Origin of the sequence: Teredinibacter franksiae, from assembly GCF_014218805.1 — a bacterium.
GTDB classification, from domain to species: domain Bacteria; phylum Pseudomonadota; class Gammaproteobacteria; order Pseudomonadales; family Cellvibrionaceae; genus Teredinibacter; species Teredinibacter franksiae.
Genome location: NZ_JACJUV010000004.1, coordinates 19,488 through 42,606 on the forward strand (window position 1 = coordinate 19,488; position 23,119 = coordinate 42,606).

The following is a 23,119-nucleotide window of genomic DNA, read 5'->3' on the forward strand; positions in this document are numbered from 1 at the left end:
ACAGTTGAATGTAGAAGCTTTGGTTAACGAGTATCAATTGTGGTTAGAGCAATGGCCTGATGGCCTTGTGGCTCTTGATGTGGATGGCATAATTTTGTGGGTTTCTCCATTGGCTTGCACGATATTAGGCTGGAAGCCCAACGACCTAATTGGTTTGAGAGCCCACGAAATCTTATGTGTTGAAACCCGAGAGCTAGATCACGATTTATGCAGCTGTCCATTAACGAATACTCAGGAAATCACCGGCCGAAGCAGTAGCGGTATGCAGTCAACTTATTGGTTAGGGAATAACGGCGAGTTCATCAACGTAGATTATCGTGTTACCGCTTTTTTGGGCGCTGAATCAACATGCTTCCTTTTGCACTTTCAAGAGACGTGTCAACAGCAACATAATTTTTCCGAGCTGGAAAAGTTTGCCAGTTTTGTTGAGCAGAACCCTGCAGCAATTGCTGAATTTGATTTTGAAGGGCAGATGTTGTTCGGAAATGCTGCCATGCAAGAGCTGCTGTTACGTTACGGTTTTGACGACGTAGGTAGAGGCATGATATTTCCGCACGATTTGAATAGAGTGTGCCGTCAGTGCTGCATAGAAGATAAAAGCGTTACCCATATAGAAGTACAAGTTGGTGAAGAATGGTATAGCTGGCATTTCTATCCGGTCGCAGACACAGCTGAAAAAACGGCTATTGGTTACGTATTTGATGCTACAGCACTGAAGAGGGCGGAAGAAGAAGCCAAGATAACCCAGGCTGAAGCTCGGCGTGATTTTTACGCAAAAATGATGCATGAATTGCGTACGCCGCTAAATGCTATTGTTGGGTATTCAGATCTAGTATTAGCACGTTCCGCTGACAACCTTGGGGAAAGAGATGTTCGGGCTCTAAGGGGGATAAAAATGGGCGGCATCCAATTAAATGAATTGATCTCAGACACGCTGGATATTTCTAAGATCGAAGCGGGAAGAATGACGGTGGACGAAGAAGTTTTTCATTTGTTCGAAGTTTTTGATGATATTGAGGAGCAGCTCCGCTATCTAGCCGAAACAAAACGTCTAGAGTATGTGGTTCATTGTGACCGAACGATTGAAATCAAAAGCGATAAACAAAAAGTACGTCAAATACTGCTTAATCTTATTTCTAACGCTATTAAATATACAAAGAAGGGTTCGGTTTTCGTCGAAGCTAGAAAAAGTAGCGGGGGAGACACTGTATTGATGGCGGTAAGGGATACCGGTGTTGGTATACCGCCGGAGCAGTTGGATAGTTTGTTTCAGGCGTACCAGAGGGTGCGTGAAAGTCAAAACAGGGGTATACAGGGAACCGGATTAGGTCTGGCGCTGGTAAGTGAATTAACAGCAGCGTTAGGGGGGAAAGTAGATGTGCAGAGCGAGTATGGGGAGGGAAGTACCTTCATAGTCGCTCTGCCATTGCAGTACTAGCGGTCGTACTGGCACAGGTAAGCGGTATCAACGCTTACTTTCAAATCGAAGCTTAAATTGGCTGCAATTTCAAAGGTTTGTCCTGAAATAAAGGTCTGCCAGTCGTCGCGCCCAGGCAGCTTAACGATTAATTCGCCGCTAACGACAGTCATTACTTCACGACAATCTGTGCCGAAAGTGTACTCGCCAGCGGCCATTACACCAACTGTCGCAGGCAGGGAGGTCGTCTGGAAGCCAATAGACTTTACCTTTCCGTCAAAATATTCGTTTACATCTAACATATATTTTCCTCCGTAAATTGGCCGCGGATTATAGCGGTGTTTGCTCTTTATGCCCATCATTGTTGAACTGAAGTTCGTAGGCGAAGGCGAGTATGTGTGCAACCGCTATATACAGTTGTTCAGGAATGTTGTCTCCTAATTCGAGACTGCTTAGTAGGTCGACTAGGGGGGCGTTATCACACAGGGGTACACCGCACTCCTGGGCAATGCGAATAATCTCCTCGGCCTGAGCACCTTCACCTTTTGCCGATATCGTTGGTGCTTGCTTGCCATCATAGAAGAGGGCGACGGCCTTGGTTGCGTCTTCATTCATGTCCGAATGTCCACTAGGGAATGCTGAATACGTTGTTCGCGTTTTGGTGGTTTTCCGTGCTCTACGGTAATGCTTTCAATATCGAGCCCGTCACTTACTAATCGATCTTTTAAACGATCAATTCGGTGGATTGCTCTGTTGGTGAGCCCATCGCTGTCGCACCAGATTTTGGTTTTAACCGAACTGCCCGATACTGAAATTTCCGCTGCAAGTTTATCAAGGCTATTAAGTTCAACCTCAAGGTATACAAACCACTGACTTTTAGTGTCCGAAGATTTCCGCTCAGAATGTTGTGTATCTTCTTGTTCTTCATGCTTATCGAGGGTTCTGTCTTCGAACATTAGGCTGACAGGCATAATTTGTTCTTGTACTTTTAGTGAAAAATCAAATGCAGAGTTTTGCTGTGCGGGTGCGCCATCATTCACAATGGCTAGTAGCTTCTGCAATTGCTGGGATGATATGTGTGCTATACCCAATGCTGCAGCTGCAGCAACTAATCGTGCAACCTGTTGTCGTATTTCGCCCATTTTTTGAGGGCCAGCAAGCTGTCCGCGAGCGAGGTTTGATAAAGTGCTAACCAGTGACTCGGTCATGCGAATATGCGTTGCCGCAGAGCTAAGTAACCGCTGAATAGTCGCGTTAGTCGATGATTTTTCGGAAGAAGCGCGGGCGGCATTTAGCTGAACCTCTCCTGTAGCCTTGAAAGCACTGTCTAATGTCTGTAGTAGCAGTGTTTTTTTATCTGTTGTGATGTTTGCAGGGGAGGCTTTAATGTTATTGATACTGCTGGTGCTCGCAGTGTTTGAAAAAGACGGCGCGCCCTTTATAGAAAGATTATTCGTTGTTAAATTTTTCTGAAGTTTTGCTTCAAGAAATACACCGCTGTTGTTTATTGCCGTTTTGATATGGTTAGCATGCAAAGGTTGGTTAGCCTTTGTGGTATTTGGTGTTATTTTTGTTAACAGCGAAAGTAGATTTTGGTCGATTAAAGCATAACGTGTTTTCGCTGGTAATACCTCTAGCTTTAAAAGCAGCGTTTGTATGATAGAGTCGCTTCTAGCCGCGCTCTGTTTATACGGTAGGTATTGACGCATCCCTGATTCGATTAACTGCTTTGGCGTTTGCCGATTGTCGACAATGTTAATGTTGTTGTTGATGCCTGTTTTTGCGGTAGTGTGTTTTGTAACTGGATCAGTAGAATTTATGCCCTCTGTCGCTATCGACAAGTTACCTCCGCTCAATACACGCGCGGTAATTGTGGTATTTGGAGGGATCTGAAGCGCACTTAATAGTTGTAAAGTGGCGGGCAGCATTACCGGGGTTTTAGGCGCGGAGAGTGATAGTGCTGATGGGAGATTAGCGCCTGCGGGAAGCTTCGTAGGGGCGATAGTGGTATTCAGCAGAAACAACCGAGGCGCTTTAAGTAGCTGCGCAAGCTTTTGTTGCGCAGCATTATCGCCTCTGTTTGTTGGCTTTAATTCACCTGCGAGTTGTTTTATAAGCGCCTGTCGTTCGGCTTCTTGAAGTAAGGTGGCTTTTTGAATCGTGGCTGTTATCTTGGTGTTAACAAGCGTTTCGCTCAGGCCCTCTAAAATCAGCGGTGCATCGCGCGTAGTCGTGGCGCGGGTTGTGTGAAAATGTGATCCAATGGGTGGTAGTTCCATGGTAAAAAAGGCAGCTGTAAAACGAGTTCAAATTGTCTAATAATCGGCCAAAAGATCGAATCCAATACAAAACAATTCCCGTACCGTTATAATAGACCTCTTTTGTGAGAAGGCGTGGGGCAATGCTTCTTATGCCTGCATATTCACTGCACAATAAGTATTAGGAAATACGCACTTGGGATTTACTCTCTCAATCATCAATATTTCATGCGAACGGGATGAACGCTTACTGTTTGAAGGGGTAAACGCCGAATTTCGTTCGGGCGATATTGTGCAGTTGGCCGGACCTAATGGTTCAGGTAAAACCACGTTAGCAAAAATAATTATAGGCATAGTGCCGCACTCTAGTGGCAGTATTGAGTGGCGTGCTTCATCCGCCACTGTGGAATGCCCAACTTTACGAGAAAGTCTGTTGTACCTCGGGCATCAACCCGCAGTTAAATCTTCTCTGACCGCGCTGGAAAATTTGCAATGGTATTTTGGCTTGAACGGAGCCAAAGCACCAAGCGCTTCGCCACAGGTGTTTGAACGCTCCCTTTTTGAGGGTGCACTGGAGGCCGTTGGGCTTGCTGGTTACGAAGATGTGGCCTGTTATCAAATGTCGGCGGGCCAGCAGCGGCGGGTGGCGCTTGCGAGGCTCTATCTTAGCCAAGCCCCGATATGGATACTTGACGAGCCCTTCACCGCAATCGACACCAAAGGTGTTACGGCGTTGGAGCTGTGCATTCAAACCCATGCAAAAAGAGGGGGTTTGGTTCTGTTAACAACGCATCAAACATTGTCCATCGAAGGTGTTAAGCCGCTCAATATTGCCGATTACCTACCCACCAGTGAGCAAAGGTCGTTTTATGATTGAACTTCCGTCATTGGGCAAAATGCTTGCGGCTAGCTTAAGTAGAGAGATAACGCTCGGATTTAGAAACCATGGCGATATCGCTAACCCAGCCATTTTTTTCCTGAGTATTATTGTCTTTGTACCGCTCGGCATCAGCCCCGAAAGTAGCGTGTTGGCAGGGATCGCACCGGGAATGATTTGGATAGTGGCGCTGCTTGCCACTCTATTGTCGTTGGACCGGTTATTTCAAAGTGATTACGAAGACGGCTGTCTTGAGCAAATGGTATTAAGTGGTCAGTCTTTGTACTGGCTGGTTATCGCTAAAGTATTTGTTCATTGGTTAATAACCGGGTTGCCACTAACGCTACTTGCGCCGGTACTTGGTGTGCTCATGGCTTTGCCGGTTGAGGGTTATTATCCCCTTGTGATATCGCTTTTGTTGGGTACCGGCTCGTTAAGTTTAATTGGTGCTATTGGAGCAGCGCTTACGGTGGCTTTAAGACGCGGCGGGCTGCTATTATCGCTGATCATCATGCCGTTATACGTACCGGTTCTGATCTTTGGTTCGGGCGCTGTAAGAAACGCTATAGACGGTTCTCCAATAGGGCCTCTATTGGCTATATTGGGTGCTTTTTTAGCCGTTTCATTGCTGTTGGCGCCATTGGCGGCCGCAGGCGCCCTTAAGATTGGGCTGGATCATTAAAGGTCGAAAAGAGGGTTATTTGTGAGTTGGCAGTGGTTTCATAGATTAGGATCTCCACGTTGGTTTTACGAGAAAACCAGCCCTTGGATGCCGTGGTTGGCAGCCATTGCACTCATCATGTTTGTAGTAGGCTGTACCTGGGGATTAGCGTTTGCGCCTATCCATTCGCAGCAGGGTAACAGCTACCGCATAATCTATATTCACGTACCCTCATCGTTTCTTGCCATGGCGGGTTATTACATAATGGCCATTAGTGGTGCAGTGGGCTTAATATGGCGTATTAAACTCTCTTATATGGTGATGAAGTGCGCGGCTCCTGTTGGTGCTGTGTTAACTTTTATATCATTGTTCTCGGGTGCCATCTGGGGCAAGCCTACCTGGGGCACTTGGTGGGAGTGGGACGCTCGATTAACCTCCATGCTAGTGCTGTTTTTTTTATACCTCGGTATGATTGCGTTACAAGGCGCCTATCGAAATCAAGATACAGCCGATAAAACCAGCGCCATTCTCGCGTTGGTTGGTATGGTAAATGTCCCCATTATCTATAAGTCGGTTGATTGGTGGTACACATTGCATCAACCAGCCACGCTAAAACTGCTAGAAAAATCTACGATTCACCCGAGCATGGCTTACCCTCTTATATGGATGATTCTAACTTTCTATCTTACCTATGCCTTGATATTACTACTCCATACGCGGGTAGAGATTCTTCAGCGTGAGAAGAGAACTCGCTGGGTGCAGGAATTAGTGAAGGAGGCCGATTAAACATGTCATTGTCTTTTCAGTTCGCCGACTTTCAAGCGTTTATTGCTATGGGCGGCCATGGGATTTATGTATGGCTGTGTTACGGCATTGTTATCACCGGGCTGCTAGGCCTTGTTATTGCACCGGTAATTAATCGCAAAAAATTCATTAAATCTCAACAATCAATATTGCGTCGTCAGGCTTCGCAAAATCAGGCTCATTAAAATGATGCACCCGAAACGTAAGCAGCGCCTAATACTTGTTATTTTTGTTGTTGTTCTTAGTTCTCTAGCCATTGGTTTAACCCTTTATGCGCTACGAGAAAATTTGAACTTATTTTACCCGCCTTCTGCAATAGTAGAGGGCAAGGCTCCTGCAGGTAAAACAATTCGCGGTGGAGGTTGTGTAGTACCGGGTTCTATAATGCGTTCTAAAGATAGTTTGCAAGTGGATTTCGATATAACAGATGGAATGGCGGAGGTTCGCGTGGTTTTTCATGGCATTCTTCCAGACTTATTTGCAGAGGGTGAGGCCGCCGTAGTTACCGGTATGCTCAATAGCGATGGTATTTTCGAAGCGGATAAAGTACTGGCAAAACATGATGAAAATTATATGCCGCCAGAAGTTTCCGAAACAGTTAAAACAACAGGGGAAGGCCATACGGCAACCTGTGAGGCGGTAAAGTATGATTCCTGAGTTTGGACAAATTGCACTAATTATTGCTTTTTTACTCTCGCTTTGCCTTTCGGTTATACCTATGGCCGGCAGCTTTAATGGACGTTTGGTATGGATGACATCGGCGCGGTCATTAGCTGTGGGCTTGTTTGTATTCGTTGCGTTATCCTTTGGCATACTGTCGTGGTCATTCTACGTAGATGATTTTTCAGTAGCTTATGTTGCTAATCATTCAAACCTCGTGTTGCCCGTACAATACAAAATCAGCGCTGTTTGGGGCGGGCACGAAGGCTCTCTATTGTTATGGGTGTTAATTCTTGCAGGCTGGACGCTTGCGGTGAGCGTGTTCAGTAATCGTCTGCCAATCGATATTTTGGCTCGGGTTCTTTCCGTGATGGGCATGATTTCGGTTGGTTTTTTGTTGTTTATGATTGCAACATCTAACCCTTTTGACCGAGTACTACCCAATATCCCCCATGATGGTGGCGATTTAAACCCACTCCTACAAGACGCTGGAATGATATTTCACCCGCCGATGCTGTACATGGGGTATGTAGGGTTTTCTGTTGTATTTGCTTTTGCGATTTCGGCTTTACTTTCAGGCCGGCTAGATGCGGCTTGGGCAAGGTGGTCACGCCCCTGGACCAACGCAGCCTGGTGTTTTTTGACAATAGGTGTTGCCCTAGGCAGTTGGTGGGCGTACTACGAACTTGGGTGGGGAGGTTGGTGGTTCTGGGACCCGGTAGAAAATGCGGCGTTTATGCCATGGTTGGTGGGCACAGCGCTTATTCACAGTTTGGCCATGACAGAAAAACGGGGCGTGTTTAAAAACTGGACTCTTTTTCTGGCAATATTCACTTTTTCTCTGAGCTTGTTAGGTACGTTTCTAGTGCGCTCTGGCGTGCTCACTTCGGTGCACTCGTTCGCAGCAGATCCAACCCGTGGCGTGTTTATACTGGCGTTTTTAGGTGTAGTGGTCGGTGGGTCATTAACACTTTTTGCACTGCGAGCACCGGTTGTTAAAAGTGTCTCAGGTTTTGGTTTTCTCTCTCGCGAGGCCTTCTTATTAGCCAACAGTATTATCTTTATTATTGCCGCCAATTTCATTTTACTTGGCACCTTGTACCCGCTTGTAGCAGATGCATTAGGGCAGGGGAAAATCTCGGTCGGAGAACCGTGGTTTAACACATTTTTTGTACCGCTCATGGCCGTTGTTGCGTTGACAATGGGGTTGGGCTCAATGCTTAACTGGAAAAAAACAGACTTCCAAAAGATAAAGCGGTGGCAGGTGCCACCTCTATTAGTCGCCTTGTGGATTGGTACATTTTTGCCTGGGGTGTTCGACGGCGGGTATTCTATTTCTGCGGCCATTGCGATTACGTTGGGTTCCTGGGTCATTTTATCGTCGGTTTGGGATGTGCGCCGAAAAATCAGTAAGTCATCAATCCCCTCTGAGGGAATGTCTAAATTGTCGCTCAGTTACTACGGTATGATCGTTGCTCATATCGGCTTTGCTCTTTCGCTTTTGGGTGCCAGCCTGAATACCATCTATAGCGACCAACGGGATGTGCGCCTATCGATTGGTGAGCCGCTATACGCAGCGGGTTACGAGTATGAATTACTTGATGTTACTCGCACGCGAGGTGCTAATTTTACCGCGGATGTCGGTGACGTGATTGTGCGGCGCAATGGCAAAGAAATTAGCCGCTTACGACCTCAAAAACGCCGCTATTTTTCCGGCGGTAATGTAATGACAGAAGCGGATATCGATGTAGGTTTTTTTCGTGATATTTATGTAGCACTAGGTGAAGAACTGGACAATGGCGACTGGGCTATACGCATACACTTTAAGCCACTTGTACGTTGGATATGGTTTGGTGCATTGTTTATGGCAATAGGGGGCGCTATTGCCATCAGTGATCGCCGCTATAAACTTCGCAAAAAGAAGACCAAGAAAGAGAGTGATATCCAAACGGAACACCCTGGTCCAGTAAGTGAGGCGCTTGGCGCTGCGGATAACAATGTTACAGGCACAACGCCGTCATGAATCGACTTAAACTCTTTATCCCTCTCTTTATATTTGCGGTACTCGCCGCTTTTCTCTGGAAAGGTTTATCTTTAGACCCGAATTATTTGCCTTCTGCGCTTATAGACAAGCCTGTGCCGGCGTTTGAACTGCCCAACTTGCGCGAGCCAGATCAATTAGTAAAAACTGAAGAATTGTTAGGTGAACCCTACTTGTTAAATGTTTGGGCCACTTGGTGTCCTAGTTGTCGAGTTGAGCACCCTTATTTACTCCAGCTTGCAGAGCAGGGTGTAAAAATAGTGGGTTTAAACTATAAAGACGAAGATGAGGCAGCGAAGGAATGGTTGAAGCATTTTAAAGACCCTTACAGCCTTATTATAGCTGACAGAGAAGGGCGCCTAGGGCTCGACTTAGGTGTTTATGGTGCGCCAGAAACGTTTATTGTTGATGCCCAAGGCATCATTCGATACAAACACGTTGGTGTGGTGGACGAACGCGTATGGCGATCTACGCTCGCGCCAATCTACAATAAATAACGGCACTATTATTTGGAAAAAGTGGAGGCGCACTACGCGCCTGATACAGCGTCGAGGCTCCTCAGTGGGCCTTAATTAAACACCCTAGAACAGTACACTCATGCGTTTGCTACCTGAATACTCTCCCGTTAAAAGTATCCTGCTTGCACTGCCCTATGCCGGTGGTGATTGGGATGCAAATCTGTCGGCGGCTTTAGAATGCTATACCGATATGGTCGAGGCTTTTATCCGCAGTGATAACGCTATAAATGTATTGTTGTTGACGCAACCTCGGAGCCGGGTCGAAAATTGGGTTAGTGGTTTGGCATTAACCGAAAAACAATTACAGCAGTTACAGGTGATACGTGACATAGCCTACGATGATACCTGGGTAAGAGATTTTGGGCCGTTAAGTTTTAACGAAAAAGGGAAGCCGCAATCGGCTACCTGTTATAAAACATTTACGTTTAATGGCTGGGGGAATAAGTATGCCTACAGTGCGGACGATAAAGTATCACAACAATTGATTCGCTACGGTATTGGCCCCCATTTAAAGTTGAACCTAGTGGTAGAGGGGGGAGGCATTGAAATAAACAACGCGGGTCATTTATTATTGAATAAGAATTGTATTGTCACCGATACCCGCAACCCAAATGTTGATATGGCGGCGTTAGAGGCGAGAATAAAAAGCGACTTGGGCAGTGGTGAAATTCTTTGGCTTGAAAATATACAATTAACCGGAGATGATACCGACGGCCATATTGATACGATTGCCCGCTTTCTTAATGATCACACCATCGTGGCCTGCGAAGCTAATACAGAACATCACGATGCTGAGTCGCTCGAGCGGCTCAACCAACAACTAACCGACATTTGTGAACAGAAAGGTTGGACACTTGCGGGCTTACCGGTACCGGTCATACATAGCCAGGTCGATAATCGCATATTACCCGCAACCTACGCTAATTTTCTCCACTGTAATAACACACTTTATGTCCCCATTTACGGTGTTGCTGAAGACGAAAAAGCCATTGCAGTATTACAGTCCTTAGCTCCCGAAAAAACAATCGTGGCTATTCGCTGTGAGGCATTGCTAGAGCAGCATGGCAGCCTCCATTGTGCAACCATGCAAATTGCTAGGTGAACCCGCAAATGAACAACACATTTATTGCCGCCGTTATACAACAGCCTATTTCCGGCAACGAAAAGTCGGTGAATCTCTCAGAAACAGAACAGCACATCCGTGATGCAGTCTATCAAGGGGCTGAATTAATTGTATTACAGGAGCTGCATGCAACCCGCTATGTTTGCCAAATAGAAGACACCGACGTTTTCGATCTCGCCGAACCATTGGACGGCGTTACCGCACAATTGATAGGTGCTCTTGCTGAAGAGCTGGATGTTGTCATTGTAATGTCAGGCTTTGAGCGTCGAGCCGCCGGCCTGTACCACAATACGGCTCAGGTTTTCGACGGAGACCAAGGCCGAGTGGGTCTCTATCGGAAAATGCATATACCCGATGACCCTGGTTTTTATGAGAAATTTTATTTCACTCCAGGTGATGCTGAGTCTAGTAAATTAAATGGTTTCGAGCCCGTCCAAACACGCCTTGGTAAACTGGGCATACTGATATGTTGGGACCAATGGTACCCAGAAGCAGCACGCTTAATGGCCCTGGCTGGCGCGGAATGCTTGATTTACCCCACGGCCATAGGTTGGGATCCTAACGACGATGACGATGAGCAAAACCGGCAGCGCGATGCCTGGCTCACGATTCAGCGCGGGCATGCCATCGCCAATGGCCTCCCAGTGTTAGTGGCCAATCGAACGGGTTACGAGCCTTCGCCTACAGATGATTCAGACGGCATTGAGTTTTGGGGTTCAAGCTTCATTACGGGGCCTCAAGGGGAATATCTATTAGAGCCTTCAATAGAAGCCGAGGGGGCATTATTTGCTCAAATCGATTTAGGGCGTTCCGAACAGGTAAGGAGGGTTTGGCCTTTCCTTAGAGACAGGCGTGTTGATGCCTACCAAAACATGAACCGACGATGGCTGGATGACGATCACTCGTAGTGGTTTACCTGTTCCAATTGTGCTTAGCGTGTATTTCAGGCTGGTTAAAAATCCAACAGCGCGCAATATGGTGCAGTGCAGCATTCGTGTGCTATTATTCAAAGATCAATGAGTTCAATTGTTCGTTTTTTCGAATATCAGCACACCACACCTCTGCGGAGGAATCAGCATGCTCTACCACGCCTACGAAATTAATCACGCCGCCATGGCCCCTTTACGAGAGGCCATTGAAGCGAATAAACGCTTGCTAGAATCCCCCTACAACCCTGCATCCTACACTTGGCTTGGCAAAACGGCCTCTGCTGCCTGTGACCTTTTTGAATCTGCAACCCGGCGATATGCAAAGCCAACCTGGGACTTACATACCGCAACGATTAACGGGGTTAATGTACCCATAAAGGAGCGTGTCGTCTGGGAAAAGCCATTCTGTAGAATGCTCCATTTTGAACGGCCGGCTACAGAACTGCAAAAAGCCCAAAAGAAGGCCAAGGCAGAGCCTCGTGTGCTACTGGTAGCACCGCTTTCCGGGCACTATGCGACCTTACTGCGGGGCACCGTTGAGGCATTTCTACCGGAGCATGAAGTCTATGTCAGCGATTGGGCCGACGCGCGAGAAGTCCCCTTAAGCCGGGGTCGGTTCGACCTAAATGACTACATCGATTACATTATTGAAATGCTTGAAGTGCTAGGGCCAGATGCCCATATTATAAGTATATGCCAGCCTGGCCCACCGGTATTGGCGGCAATTTCGATTATGTCTGAACGGGAGCATGACAGCTTACCGGCGACTATGACTTTTATGGGGTCTCCAATCGATACACGGCTGTCGCCCACATTACCCAATCGTGTTGCCATGGAACATAGTTACGAGTGGTTCAAAGAAAACATGATTTATACGGTTCCTTGGCCTAATAAGGGCGTAATGCGCAAGGTGTACCCAGGCTTTTTACAACTAAGCGGCTTTATCACCATGAACCAGGGCCGGCATGCCATGGCCCACCGCAAATATTTTGAGCATCTCGTCGAAGGTGATTGTGACAGCGCACAAAAGCACCGTAATTTTTACGATGAATACCTCGCGGTACTGGATTTAACCGAAGAATTCTATCTGCAAACGATACGGGACATTTTCCAACAACATAAATTACCCAAAGGTGAGTTTTATCATCGTGGTAAGCGTGTGGACCCTAAAAAGATAACCCAAGTGGGTTTGATGACCATCGAGGGTGAAAAGGACGATATTTCAGGTATTGGCCAAACTCAGGTAGCCCACAGTTTGTGTCCCAACATTCCAGAAGAAAGCCAATTAGATTACATTCAGCCTGGAGTAGGTCATTACGGTGTCTTCAGCGGTTCTACCTTCCGCGCAGAAGTTAAGCCAAAAATGCAGGCGTTCATGCGTAAACATTTTGATGAAAAAAAGGAAGCGCACTTTCAAAATTCGAATGAATATTTAGTCCGTAGCCTTGACGATTAATATCTTAGCGGGTGGCAATTATTTCTGGCGAAGGAATGATTGTCCCGGCTGTTACCAAAATCGGTGAAGTGTCCGAATGTGGGGCGGCTAACAAAGAGTTTTTTAACGAAAATACCCGGAGTTTCTCTGAATTAAGCTCAACGAGTACATCTGTAAAGTAAGATTTAAACAGCCTGTCTAGGGTGCCGTCAGTAATGGCCAATTCCAGCGCAATGGTTAAGCGTTCCGATAATTTCGGGTAGTGATCGCTGACCTGAAAAAACACCGGGAACGGATAATAAATCATAATGTCTGGGACAATAGTGAGATCATTATACTCGCTACCCAGTTCTTTCAAAGTCTGCTTTGCTTCACCGGCACTCAGCGGGATATAGTCAAATCGACCTCGGCTTAGCATGAAGAATAGTGAGTCGAATGTTGTGCCCACCACCAACGGTAATGCATTTTCTTCGTAAATGGGCACGTCAGCCCAATAATTCACTTGCCCAGCACGAAAATTTTGTAAATCTGAATAGTTCTGAATAGACTCAAATTTTTTGACATCCGTTTTACGCACAATAAGTACTCGATACCCAAGTAAGCCTTTCATAACTGGCAGTGGTATAACGTTGAGCTGTCGGTCGAAAGCCATTTGCTTCGAGGGTAATGGATTGGTGAAGAAATTTACTTCTTGGCCTTTGGCGACAACGCGCCTACCTCGATCATAATTGACGTCTAGGTAGTTGACACTGAAATCAAAGGGACCAAAATCAACTTGAGTGCGCTGCAGTAAAATCTCCGCTAAAACAGACTCGTAGGTAGCACGGCTGGTACTCAAACCGGTAGCCCAGAAAGCGGCTTTAAGCGCATTATCATCTGCTTTTGCAGCATGGCAAAAGGGTAGCAGCGCTAATATGGCCAGTATGGCAAATTGCATGCTAGGCATTATTCAGTGGCGTTCGAGGTGTCATGGCGATAAGTGAAACAAACAGTTTATTCATTATTATTGAGTGCTTTGGCGTTTAAGTAAACCAATCGCGATAGTCATAATGTCACGACACGTTTGGAGCGTCAATCAGCCTTGTATGAATTGTATTATGTGTTTTATCAGCCAAAAACATGAATTATTGGGCGTTTTTTGCTAATTAAGGAATAAAATGCAGAGATTAGGAAGGCGAGCATGTAAATACTTGTAACCCGCTTAACGACAACATGTATTGCTCGGAGAACTTGAGGGTCGGCCCCAAAAGGCGGGTGTAAGGGTGTTGTGCCTAATGGCGCAATGCTTCCACCCTTTAACGGGCTATAGTTTTTTTGTTCTGATTGCCTGTATCGAGGGCGCGTATACCGAGAGAGCGATTAAGCGTTTAACGTATACGTTCTGCGCGTTTGAGCTTGAGCTTGAGCTTGAGCTTGAGCTTGAGCTTGAGCTTGAGGTTGAGGTTGAAGATGAGGTTGAAGGTTATTCAAGCCCCTTGAATTCACCTGAGAAATTTGCATCGTAGACATCGCCACCGGATGACATCAGTACGTAGAGCGTCTGTTTTTCAATTTTATTACCAACGGCTATAATGTAATACCCATTACCTTTTATATGTATTGCGATATTATCGTTTGGAACGGAAGCCCAGCTTTCAGGTATTTTCCCTATCGCCAAACCAACATCCTTTTCTGACAATTGCTTTGCAACATCGGCGGCTAAAGATATAGCCTGTACTTCTGTAAGGTCTGGATGCGTGTGATCGCTATGGGCAAATACTTGCGTACTAACCAGTAATACTAACGATAAAAAAAACGGTATATATGCCTTCATCAGATCACCTAATAGTTGGGTGCTTAGTGGGAGTGCAGGTTTTCGCCGTCGTGTGAATGCTCATCAAGGGCTTTCTCTTCATTAGCTTGCGAATGATCTGCTTTAAAATTCAACGTCCTTGGGTAGTTGGTTAGCGGCGATGCATTAACCTCCATATCTTCGTGAATATGAGAATGGTCATCGGCGTTTAGGGGGAAATCATCGGGAAATCGCGAGTGTTGGTAGCCATGCAGTTGCATAAGTAATAATAGCCCGCCTAGTAGCATCAGCCCGATATTGGCGCCCTTACTGAAGTGAGAGAAGGATTGTGTTTGTCTCCACCCTGAAAGTACCAACAACATTACACTCAAAGCGATGATTTGGCCAACCTCTACGCCGACGTTAAAGGAAAGAATTTTTAACACTAAATCATCACTACCGAGCGGTAATTGTTGTAAACGTGTAGATAAACCAAAGCCGTGAATCAACCCAAAAGCAAATACCATCCAGGTTAAATTGGGTGATCGCACTTGAAAATACCGTTTAAAGCCATCTAAATTATCGAAAGCTTTATAGCAAACAGTCAACGCTATAACCGCATCTATTAGATAGTAATTGGCCTTTATCTCCAGCAATGTTGCGAAAACAAGCGTTATCGAATGGCCAATGGTAAAGGCGGTAATGAATTTTAGGATGTCTTTAAATTGGGTTAGGAAAAAAACCACCCCAAGCAAAAACAATAAATGATCGTATCCCGATAGCATATGGGTTGCGCCGAGCTGCATATACTCAAAGAAGCTAGCGTTAAGAATACGCGCTTGATCTTCTACAGACATGCCATGGGCAAAAGCCGTGCTACTCAGGCTGGTGATTAAAACGAGTAAAATAAGCCTAAGCATACAGAGCCTCTGAAGACGGATTTAGGTGGTTGAAGGTCTACATCTTGTTACGCGTATTATCTACACAGCGCACCGGTTAAGGGATTATAAACATTAAAGCATTTAGGGCGCCTCTATTATTTGCTTTAAGCCTCTGGATTTGTGTGCGGTTTCAAGGGGGGGGATTACAGGCATGCCGGTTGGCCGTCGAGAAATTTTAACGTCCTACAAAATTAGCATACAAGCCACCGAAGGGCGGTGCCTGGAAAACCGGGAGTGCAACAGATCTTCGCTGTGCAGGCCGCCGTACTTAAGGAGTGCCAGGCCCCGTGCACAAACCAAAATTGATTATTAGCGGTACCCTTTTGTTGTTCACACCTTTTCGTTAATACCGTATCACCTATTGGTGGATTTACGGCTTTTTTCGCCCGCACTTATGTGCACGCTGTAAGCTTGAAAGCTTTGGTTCACTAAGTTTCTACGCAATTACCACGGTTATAGAGCCTATTTTCTTGTGCGGGCCACTTCAAGGTGTTCACACATCATCTGCGCCCCTTCAAGAATTCTAACCGTGTGACGTTGAATAATATCCGGAGGAATAAAAAAAAGGTTGTTGCGTTGAACAGCGTTCAGGCTAGTCCACTTTCCCCACATGCCGAGCCAATCGGGGCGCTGCTCACCCATGCCGCTGGCAATTATGACGTCTGGATTACGCATAATAACGGATTCGATAGAAATTTTTGGCGCTAGGGAAGGGGAGTCACCAAAAGTATTTTGGCCACCACACAAACGAATAACATCACTAATAATGTGCTTATCGTTCAGGGTTTGTATTGGGTCATTCCATACTTGGTATAGGGTCGATACCATCGGTTTCGTACTGTAAGCTCGTTTAAGGTTTTGATGACGTATTTCGTAGCGAGACGCGGATTTTTCAGCGTACGTAGACTGGCCAGTTAATGTGCCATAGTCGCGAATCGAGCGTGGAACATCTTCTAAAGTGTGTGGGTCGCTTGCGTACACGGGTATCTCCAGTGTTTCCAGCTTGCTTAATACGCGTCCACCGTGGCCGGAATGCCAAATAAGTACTAAGTCTGGCTTTAACGCAACGATTGCCTCCAGGCTATAACGACTGATCGCACCAACGCGTTTCACGCTCTTGGCTTGCTCGGGGTAATCGCAATAATCAACGGCGCCAACCAGATACTCGCCCGCACCGGCCTCAAAAATATTTTCAACAATGTGAGGGGCAAGTGCGACGATGCGCCGTGCGGGTTTCTCTAGGCGAACGTCTCGGCCGAGGTAATCTTTTACCACAATACTGGCACTTGAAGGGAAAGCGGCGAGAACTAATAAAACAGCGACAATACATTTCATTATACTAAAACCAATTATTAATAATCGTTAAACGCTATAGGCTCACAATACCAGTACGGCAACAAGCAAGGTGACTAACTCTGCAATTTCTATCAGTGCACCCACGCAATCACCGGTGTAACCGCCTATTTTTTTTATCCATTGATGCCGCCACCACAATAGCCATAGGCCAAGGGTGGACACAAGTGCAAGCACAATGGCTAGGGTAGTGACGAATACAGTACTGACAACAAGTACTAGCCCCATAATAATTATGAAATAGCGATAGCCTTTTATTCGCAGACCCGCCGAAGCACCCGTTTCTCTGGCGTATGGGGTAACCAGTATGTATACGACGGCGAGAAAACGTGACCACATTAGAGCAATAAATAATCCGCTAATAACCAGCGTTTGTGAACCCAAAAGTGCGTGTAGTAAACAGACTTTTACAATAAGCGTGAGGCATATAGCGACTATACCCATTGTGCCCGTATGGGGGTCTTTCAGTACGGTATCGATAACATCGGGGTTTTTGTGCCCAGCATAACTGGCGTCAACACAGTCTGATAAGCCATCAAGGTGTAAAGCGCCTGTTAATAGCACCCAAATCACCACGGTTAAAGCTGCCGTTAGTAAAGACGGAAGTTGGTTAGCTAATAGCAGCGGTATCAAGGAGATGCCGCCAGCCAATATTAGACCGACTACGGGGTACCAGAGCACTGATTTTTGTAATAGTGCGGTGTCTGTTTTCGATGGAAAATATTTTTCTGGAACGGGGATGCGCGTGAGTAACGCAAGAGCAATCAAAAGTGGTTGGAAGAAAGTCATTTCTGCTTAACCTGTTAAGTTGTGCGCTAGCAGTTTAATCACTCTATTTTTTTCATCGTCAAATACGCCTACGCGAGAAAAACAGGCGTAAGGTACATCGAAACAAGTAGCGTATTGTAGTGGCATATTCAATAAATAACTAAGGAGCACGCGAATAACACCGCCGTGGGTAACGAGCAGAACCTGTTTACCTGCATGGTTCTCCATTAGGTCTATGAAAAATTGTTCGAGACGCACTTTAACATCAGCTAACGGTTCGCCCCCTGGAGGTGAATGATTAGCTGGGTTTTGTTGCCATTTTAAAAATGATAGGTTCGCTGACGCAATAAGTTGATCAATTTTAACGCCTTCCCAATCACCAAACGACATTTCTTGTATACGTGGTTCAATAATTAAGGTGGTGCCTGTTTGTGCGTGTAAATGCTCTGCATATTCACGGCAACGGACGAGTGGGGAACTTATGATGCAGTCCCAGCTTTGGTCTAATGCGGCTATACGGTCCTGCATATCTTGCAGGCCCTTTGGTAACAGGGCAACATCGGTTTTACCGCGAAAAATATGGCCGCCTTCACATTCACTGTGTCGGAGGATATCGATGTAAGTCGCGGTCATGGTGGTGTTCATGCGTCACTCACACCCGCGGCATCGAAGGTGGCCATTTGATTGTGTAAAGCTAGGGCGGATTTTATAAGCGGTACCGCCACAGCAGCACCACTGCCTTCGCCTAGCCGAAGGCCTAGATTCAAAAGGGGTTTTGCGTAGAGTGATTCCAATACCAATGCGTGTGCTGGCTCAGCGGACTGATGCGCAAAAATCAGCCAATCTGAAACGCTGGGGTTTAATCTGCAGGCTATGAGCGCAGCGGCTGTGGTTATAAAACCATCTACCAGTACAGGGATGCCTTTTTGTGCTGCGCCAATATAGGCGCCGGTTAGCGCGGCTATCTCAAATCCGCCCAAACAACGTAAGGCTTCAAGCGGATCGTCAGCGTTGATGTGGTTAACCTCAAGCGCTTTACGCACAACCGTGCACTTATGCTGCAATGTCTTGGTGTCTACCCCTGTTCCGGGGCCTACGGTTATCTCCGGTGTAAGTGTTAATAAAGCGCTGAACAGTGCTGAAGCCGATGTGGTATTGCCAATGCCCATTTCGCCGCCTATAAACAGATCGCAATCAGTAACGCTGTCGCGCCCAGAAGCCATAGCGGTCATGCATTGCTGCTCGCTCATCGCGGCACCTTGGGTGAAATCGTTTGTACAGGGTGCAATCGCACAGTCTTCAACGCCATCAGTGCTAATTAGCTTGTGTGCAGTGCCCATATTAAGGACTTTAAAGTCGGCCCCCATCTGTTTAGACAAAATACTGATAGCCGCACCACCGCGGATAAAATTTTCTATCATTTGCGTTGTTACAATTTGAGGGAAAGCGGAGACGCCTTGGGCGCATACCCCATGATCACCTGCAAATACACGCACATTGACCTTATTCAATTGCGGTTTTACGCGGCCCTGGTAGCCACAAAATGAAATAGCTATTGATTCAAGTTCGCCAAGTGAACCCGGCGGTTTCGTGAGCGTATTCTGATACCCTGCAGCTTGCGCTCGACTATTTTTGTCAATTATGGCAGCAGGCTGCCTGTGCCACTTAGTATTGTCATTCATAGTGCATCTACTCGATTTGTAACAGCGTAATACATTAGGATTTAGAGGCGCCCTTAAGTTCAAGTGGTAGCCCGGCCACTACCAGAGTCACAGTATCGCACTGTTCAGCCAGTGCCTGGTGCAGCCAACCGCTTTCATCAACGAATGTTCGAGACAATTCTCCAAGAGGAACAATGCCGGAACCTACTTCGTTACTAACAAAAAAAACATCAGCTTGAAGTGTGTAGATGGTGTTTAGCAGTTTTTGTTTTTCTTTTAAAAAACAGCTTTGCTCAACACAGTTAGACAGCCATAACGTTAGGCAATCAACCACTATGGCGGTTTCTGGGCTATCGGCCACCGATAAAGCACGGGAAAGCAGGGTAGGCTCTTCAATTAATTGCCAATCTGTTTCGCGTGATTGTTTATGTATGGCAATACGCTCCGCCATCTCATTATCTCCGGCTTGGCCGGTGGCAAGATACACTCGTTTTTTTCCCGTTGCCTTAGCGCGGGTTTCGGCGAGACGGCTTTTTCCGCTGCGCGCTCCACCTAATATAAGTTGCTTCATGCGATTACGTGAACCTTTCCTGTCTCGGGGTGCTTTACTAGACGCAAGTCAGCACTGAATAATTTTTTTAATAACGGCTCGGTCAGAATTTCTTGGGTATTTCCCTGGGCTATGGTGCTCCCCTGCAATAGTGCAAGTGTATGATCGGCGTAGCGGGCAGCAATATTTATATCGTGTACAACCATAAATATGGCTACACCTTCTGCAGCAAAGCGCTGGACAGCCTCCATTAATTGCTGCTGATGACCTAGGTCGAGGGCAGACGTGGGCTCATCTAGGAGTAACAGCCGTTGCGATGCATCCTCTTCACGCCAGATTTGCGTCATAACGCGTGCTAGTTGCGTACGCTGTTTTTCGCCACCCGATAATTGTGTGTATAGCCGGCCAGACAAATGACTAATGTCCATCGCCAACATAGCTTCGCGCACGATTTGTTGATCAAGCCTGAACCCAGTACTGTGGGGTGTGCGCCCCAAAGCCACTACTTCAGCAACGGTATAAGGAAAATTCAATAGGCTTAGCTGGGGTAATACCGCTACCGATTTTGCCTGCTCAGTTATATTCCAACTGGGCCTATGGCCACAGAGAAGCAGCTCGCCGCTATACGTAGGGATATCACCAATAATTGCGTTTAAAAGTGATGTTTTACCTGCACCATTAGGCCCAACCACAGCGTGGATTTCGCCAGCATGAATTTTAAGGTCGATGTCTCTTACGAGTACTAGCTTATCTACTGTTACGGTTAATTTTTTTGACTCGAGAATGCACATGATTTTATTGCATCCCGTATTGGTAGCGTTTCCGCAGCAGCGAGATAAATACAGGTGCACCGATGAGTGCCGTAACGAGACCTACGGGCATTTCGGTAGGTGCGATAACAGTGCGTGCAAAAGTGTCGGCCACCACTAATAATAACGCACCTAAAACAGCGCTTAGCGGAATCAAATAACGGTGATTAGGACCGATTAGCATACGTACAATGTGCGGCACAATAAGGCCAATAAATGAAATTGTGCCAGCCAGCGCAACGGAAGTGCCCACGCCAGCGGCGACAATAATGATGAGTCTTCTTTTGATTCGATTAACGTCGACACCTAAGTGCCGAGCCTCAGATTCACCTAGTAATAATGCGTTAAGGGCAGAATACTGAAAGGGTATAACGCAAAACACAAACAGCATTACCGCGGCTACAATGCCTACGTGTGTATAGTCGGCGGCATCAAGCCCACCCATACGCCAAAGGGTAATACGTTTAAGCATTTCGTTGTCGGCAATAAACTCCAAAATGTTAGATAAGCTACCGGCGAGAAAAGTAACGGCTATACCCGCCAGAAGCATAGTGGTCACAGAGGTTCCGCTAGAGCTGGTCGATATTCTATAAACCAGTATTACCGTGAGAATGCTGCCAATAAAAGCCCCAACCGTAACCAGAGAAAGTCCGGCAATTGACCACTGTGTTGTATTCAATAAAACAATAACAATGGCGGCGCCGGCAGATGCGCCAGCACTAACGCCGATTAGAGATGGATCTGCAAGAGGATTGCGAAAAAGCCCCTGGGTTATCGCGCCACAGCTAGCAAGCATGGCGCCGACCGAGAGCGCTAACAAAGTACGGGGGATGCGCAATCGTTCAATAATCAACTGCGTTTGTTGGTCGGCTTTACCCGCAAGTACGGCAAAAAGATTTTCCAGAGAAATAGGAACTGCACCGAAAGCAAGTGAAAGAAGGGCAACCGTCAGTACGAGCAGTAATGCGCAAAATAAAATTCTATACCAATGATTTTGCAAAGTTTCAACGGTAAGTAGCATTAGCTGCACCTTCCCTCTGTTGCGGCTTTGGCTGTATCGGTGTCTGAGTTGAGCAGTGAGAGAATACTGTCAATATCCAGGTGCTCTTCGGCAATATCGGCAAGTCGTTCCAGTTGGCTTTCTCGCAGCTGGTCTATATCAACAACTTCGCTAGTGGTCAGTCCTGCCCAGTTTAGAATTAATGCACCCGCTTCGGGTTCGTCTAAAATGCCGTGGAGATAGGTGCCGAAAATTTGATTGTCATCACTTATATAGCCGTCGGTACTCTCGTCGTTGAAGAACACGGCTGGGCGCAAAGGGGTCTGTGCGTGACTGATTCCATGGTGAATTTCATATCCGTTGGCGACGGCTTTTTTGTTATCCAGTTGCAACGAACCTGTTTTTTTGAGTAACGACTTAGCAGGCGCAAGCTCAGTAGATACCGGTAGTAGGCCAAGGGCTGCCGTTGTACCCGCTGGGCCCTCGATAGCGAGAGGGTCACAAATTTGGCTACCTAACATTTGAAACCCACCACAGATGCCTATTAACTTGCCGCCATAGCGCAGGTGTTTGCGCAGTGCGGCTGGCCATGCACTGTTTAGCAATACCGTCACATCGGCTCGCACATTTTTACTGCCCGGTAAAATAATTAGGTCACACGGGGGAGGGGGTTGTGACAGCGAAACAAACTGTAAGTTAACGCGCGGATGTAAGCGTAACGGATCGAAATCAGTATGGTTACTGATGCGCGGAAAAACAGGTACCACAATGGTAAAAGGTTGTTCTGCTGTATCAGCAATCTGCTGGGTAGAAATAGCGTCTTCTGCATCGATATAAAAATCTTGAATATAGGGCAGTACACCCAACACCGGTCTTCCGGTTCGCTTGGTTAACCAAGCGAGACCCGGGTTAAGTAAATGTATGTCACCACGAAATTTATTGATCACAAAGCCTTTTACACGCGCTTGCTCCGAGGGAGACAGTAGTTCCAATGTGCCCACCAGGTGGGCAAAAACCCCTCCCTTATCGATATCCGCAATAATAATAACGGGGCAGTCGGCCTCCTCGGCGAAGCCCATATTGGCAATATCGCCTTGGCGAAGGTTTATTTCGGCGGGGCTGCCTGCGCCTTCGATGACGATTGCATCATACTGCTTAAGTAAGCGCTGAAACGAGTCAAAAACCGCCGCTTTTACCGTCGGTTTATACGCATGGTAGGTGTCGGCATTCATGTTGCCTAACACCTTACCCTGCACGATAATTTGCGCTCCAATATCACTAGATGGCTTAATAAGCACCGGGTTCATATCGGTGTGGGCCGTTACGCGACAGGCTAACGCCTGTAAGGCTTGAGCGCGACCCAATTCGCCACCGTCTTCACCTACGGCACTGTTAAGGGCCATATTTTGCGGTTTAAAGGGCGCCACACTTAAACCTCGGCGCACAAGTACTCGGCCAAGGGCTGCGACAAGCGTACTTTTGCCCGCATCCGATGTGGTGCCTTGTACCATGAGTGTGCCGGGGGTCATGGAAATATTCTCTC

At 46.7% G+C, this 23,119-nt stretch carries 25 protein-coding genes; 11 read left to right on the forward strand and 14 right to left on the reverse strand.

The genetic code is table 11. The features are described 5' to 3' along the window. Positions 1-4: 4 nt before the first annotated feature. Positions 5-1,438: a PAS domain-containing sensor histidine kinase gene (locus H5336_RS18970; RefSeq protein WP_185236044.1), complete on the forward strand. Its 1,434-nt coding sequence runs from the start codon at positions 5-7 to the stop codon at positions 1,436-1,438. Here the strand turns inward: H5336_RS18970 and ppnP are convergent. The 3 genes from ppnP to H5336_RS18985 are packed head-to-tail and all read right to left on the reverse strand — an operon-like array spanning position 1,435 to position 3,696. Then, on the reverse strand, positions 1,435-1,719 hold the full coding sequence (gene ppnP, locus H5336_RS18975) for a pyrimidine/purine nucleoside phosphorylase (protein WP_185236045.1): 285 nt from the start codon (positions 1,717-1,719) through the stop codon (positions 1,435-1,437). The genes H5336_RS18970 and ppnP overlap by 4 nt on opposite strands. Positions 1,720-1,747: 28 nt before the next feature. Then, positions 1,748-2,032: an EscU/YscU/HrcU family type III secretion system export apparatus switch protein gene (locus tag H5336_RS18980; RefSeq protein ID WP_185236046.1), complete on the reverse strand. Its 285-nt coding sequence runs from the start codon at positions 2,030-2,032 to the stop codon at positions 1,748-1,750. Beyond that, complete coding sequence (locus H5336_RS18985; RefSeq protein WP_185236047.1) at positions 2,029-3,696, reverse strand: hypothetical protein; 1,668 nt, start codon at positions 3,694-3,696, stop codon at positions 2,029-2,031. Before H5336_RS18985 ends, H5336_RS18980 begins: the two co-directional genes overlap by 4 nt. A 175-nt stretch (positions 3,697-3,871) precedes the next feature. Between H5336_RS18985 and ccmA the strand changes: the two genes are divergently transcribed. From ccmA to H5336_RS19035, 10 genes are all read left to right on the forward strand, one after another. After that, a complete protein-coding gene (ccmA, locus tag H5336_RS18990; protein ID WP_221628246.1) occupies positions 3,872-4,552 on the forward strand; it encodes a cytochrome c biogenesis heme-transporting ATPase CcmA in 681 nt (226 codons plus the stop codon). Then, positions 4,545-5,234: a heme exporter protein CcmB gene (ccmB, locus tag H5336_RS18995; RefSeq protein ID WP_185236048.1), complete on the forward strand. Its 690-nt coding sequence runs from the start codon at positions 4,545-4,547 to the stop codon at positions 5,232-5,234. Before ccmA ends, ccmB begins: the two co-directional genes overlap by 8 nt. A gap of 21 nt (positions 5,235-5,255) precedes the next feature. Next, positions 5,256-5,999, forward strand: coding sequence for a heme ABC transporter permease (locus tag H5336_RS19000; RefSeq protein WP_185236049.1), 744 nt, complete (start codon positions 5,256-5,258; stop codon positions 5,997-5,999). Between the two features lie 2 nt (positions 6,000-6,001). Then, positions 6,002-6,202: a heme exporter protein CcmD gene (gene ccmD, locus H5336_RS19005; RefSeq protein ID WP_185236050.1), complete on the forward strand. Its 201-nt coding sequence runs from the start codon at positions 6,002-6,004 to the stop codon at positions 6,200-6,202. A gap of 4 nt (positions 6,203-6,206) precedes the next feature. Beyond that, positions 6,207-6,674, forward strand: coding sequence for a cytochrome c maturation protein CcmE (gene ccmE, locus H5336_RS19010; protein WP_185236139.1), 468 nt, complete (start codon positions 6,207-6,209; stop codon positions 6,672-6,674). After that, the gene (locus H5336_RS19015) at positions 6,664-8,700 is read left to right on the forward strand and encodes a heme lyase CcmF/NrfE family subunit (RefSeq protein ID WP_185236051.1); all 2,037 of its coding nucleotides are present in this window, start codon (positions 6,664-6,666) and stop codon (positions 8,698-8,700) included. The genes ccmE and H5336_RS19015 overlap by 11 nt, the downstream gene beginning before the upstream one ends. Continuing rightward, positions 8,697-9,215: a DsbE family thiol:disulfide interchange protein gene (locus tag H5336_RS19020; protein WP_185236052.1), complete on the forward strand. Its 519-nt coding sequence runs from the start codon at positions 8,697-8,699 to the stop codon at positions 9,213-9,215. Before H5336_RS19015 ends, H5336_RS19020 begins: the two co-directional genes overlap by 4 nt. 100 nt (positions 9,216-9,315) lie before the next feature. After that, positions 9,316-10,338, forward strand: a complete 1,023-nt coding sequence (locus H5336_RS19025; protein WP_185236053.1) for an agmatine deiminase family protein — start codon at positions 9,316-9,318, stop codon at positions 10,336-10,338. 8 nt (positions 10,339-10,346) lie between these two features. Beyond that, positions 10,347-11,267 carry a carbon-nitrogen hydrolase gene (locus tag H5336_RS19030; protein ID WP_185236054.1) on the forward strand — a complete coding sequence of 307 codons (921 nt, stop codon included), beginning with the start codon at positions 10,347-10,349 and terminating at the stop codon, positions 11,265-11,267. A 169-nt stretch (positions 11,268-11,436) separates the two neighbouring features. Further along, positions 11,437-12,744 (forward strand): polyhydroxyalkanoate depolymerase, encoded by a 1,308-nt coding sequence (locus H5336_RS19035; RefSeq protein WP_185236055.1) that lies wholly within the window; start codon positions 11,437-11,439, stop codon positions 12,742-12,744. Positions 12,745-12,748: 4 nt separating this feature from the next. Here H5336_RS19035 and H5336_RS19040 read toward each other — a convergent pair whose 3' ends face one another. The 11 genes from H5336_RS19040 to H5336_RS19090 form a co-directional block, all read right to left on the reverse strand. Next, a complete protein-coding gene (locus tag H5336_RS19040; protein ID WP_185236056.1) occupies positions 12,749-13,669 on the reverse strand; it encodes a transporter substrate-binding domain-containing protein in 921 nt (306 codons plus the stop codon). 516 nt (positions 13,670-14,185) lie between these two features. Then, positions 14,186-14,536, reverse strand: coding sequence for a DUF6488 family protein (locus H5336_RS19045; RefSeq protein WP_185236057.1), 351 nt, complete (start codon positions 14,534-14,536; stop codon positions 14,186-14,188). A gap of 23 nt (positions 14,537-14,559) precedes the next feature. Continuing rightward, entirely contained in the window at positions 14,560-15,414 is an 855-nt protein-coding gene (locus H5336_RS19050) for a HupE/UreJ family protein (RefSeq protein WP_185236058.1), read from the reverse strand. A gap of 483 nt (positions 15,415-15,897) precedes the next feature. Next, on the reverse strand, positions 15,898-16,770 hold the full coding sequence (locus tag H5336_RS19055) for a cobalamin-binding protein (RefSeq protein ID WP_185236059.1): 873 nt from the start codon (positions 16,768-16,770) through the stop codon (positions 15,898-15,900). A 42-nt stretch (positions 16,771-16,812) separates the two neighbouring features. Beyond that, the gene (locus H5336_RS19060) at positions 16,813-17,577 is read right to left on the reverse strand and encodes an adenosylcobinamide-GDP ribazoletransferase (RefSeq protein WP_185236060.1); all 765 of its coding nucleotides are present in this window, start codon (positions 17,575-17,577) and stop codon (positions 16,813-16,815) included. Between the two features lie 6 nt (positions 17,578-17,583). Next, a complete protein-coding gene (locus tag H5336_RS19065) occupies positions 17,584-18,201 on the reverse strand; it encodes a histidine phosphatase family protein (protein WP_185236061.1) in 618 nt (205 codons plus the stop codon). Continuing rightward, positions 18,198-19,238 carry a nicotinate-nucleotide--dimethylbenzimidazole phosphoribosyltransferase gene (gene cobT / locus H5336_RS19070; protein ID WP_185236062.1) on the reverse strand — a complete coding sequence of 347 codons (1,041 nt, stop codon included), beginning with the start codon at positions 19,236-19,238 and terminating at the stop codon, positions 18,198-18,200. Before cobT ends, H5336_RS19065 begins: the two co-directional genes overlap by 4 nt. A 34-nt stretch (positions 19,239-19,272) precedes the next feature. Continuing rightward, on the reverse strand, positions 19,273-19,788 hold the full coding sequence (cobU, locus tag H5336_RS19075) for a bifunctional adenosylcobinamide kinase/adenosylcobinamide-phosphate guanylyltransferase (protein ID WP_185236063.1): 516 nt from the start codon (positions 19,786-19,788) through the stop codon (positions 19,273-19,275). Further along, positions 19,785-20,558, reverse strand: coding sequence for a heme ABC transporter ATP-binding protein (locus H5336_RS19080; RefSeq protein WP_185236064.1), 774 nt, complete (start codon positions 20,556-20,558; stop codon positions 19,785-19,787). The genes cobU and H5336_RS19080 overlap by 4 nt, the downstream gene beginning before the upstream one ends. Positions 20,559-20,562: 4 nt before the next feature. Beyond that, entirely contained in the window at positions 20,563-21,597 is a 1,035-nt protein-coding gene (locus tag H5336_RS19085; RefSeq protein WP_185236065.1) for a FecCD family ABC transporter permease, read from the reverse strand. After that, positions 21,597-23,105, reverse strand: a complete 1,509-nt coding sequence (locus H5336_RS19090; RefSeq protein WP_185236066.1) for a cobyric acid synthase — start codon at positions 23,103-23,105, stop codon at positions 21,597-21,599. The genes H5336_RS19085 and H5336_RS19090 overlap by 1 nt, the downstream gene beginning before the upstream one ends. Between the last annotated feature and the right edge of the window lie 14 nt (positions 23,106-23,119).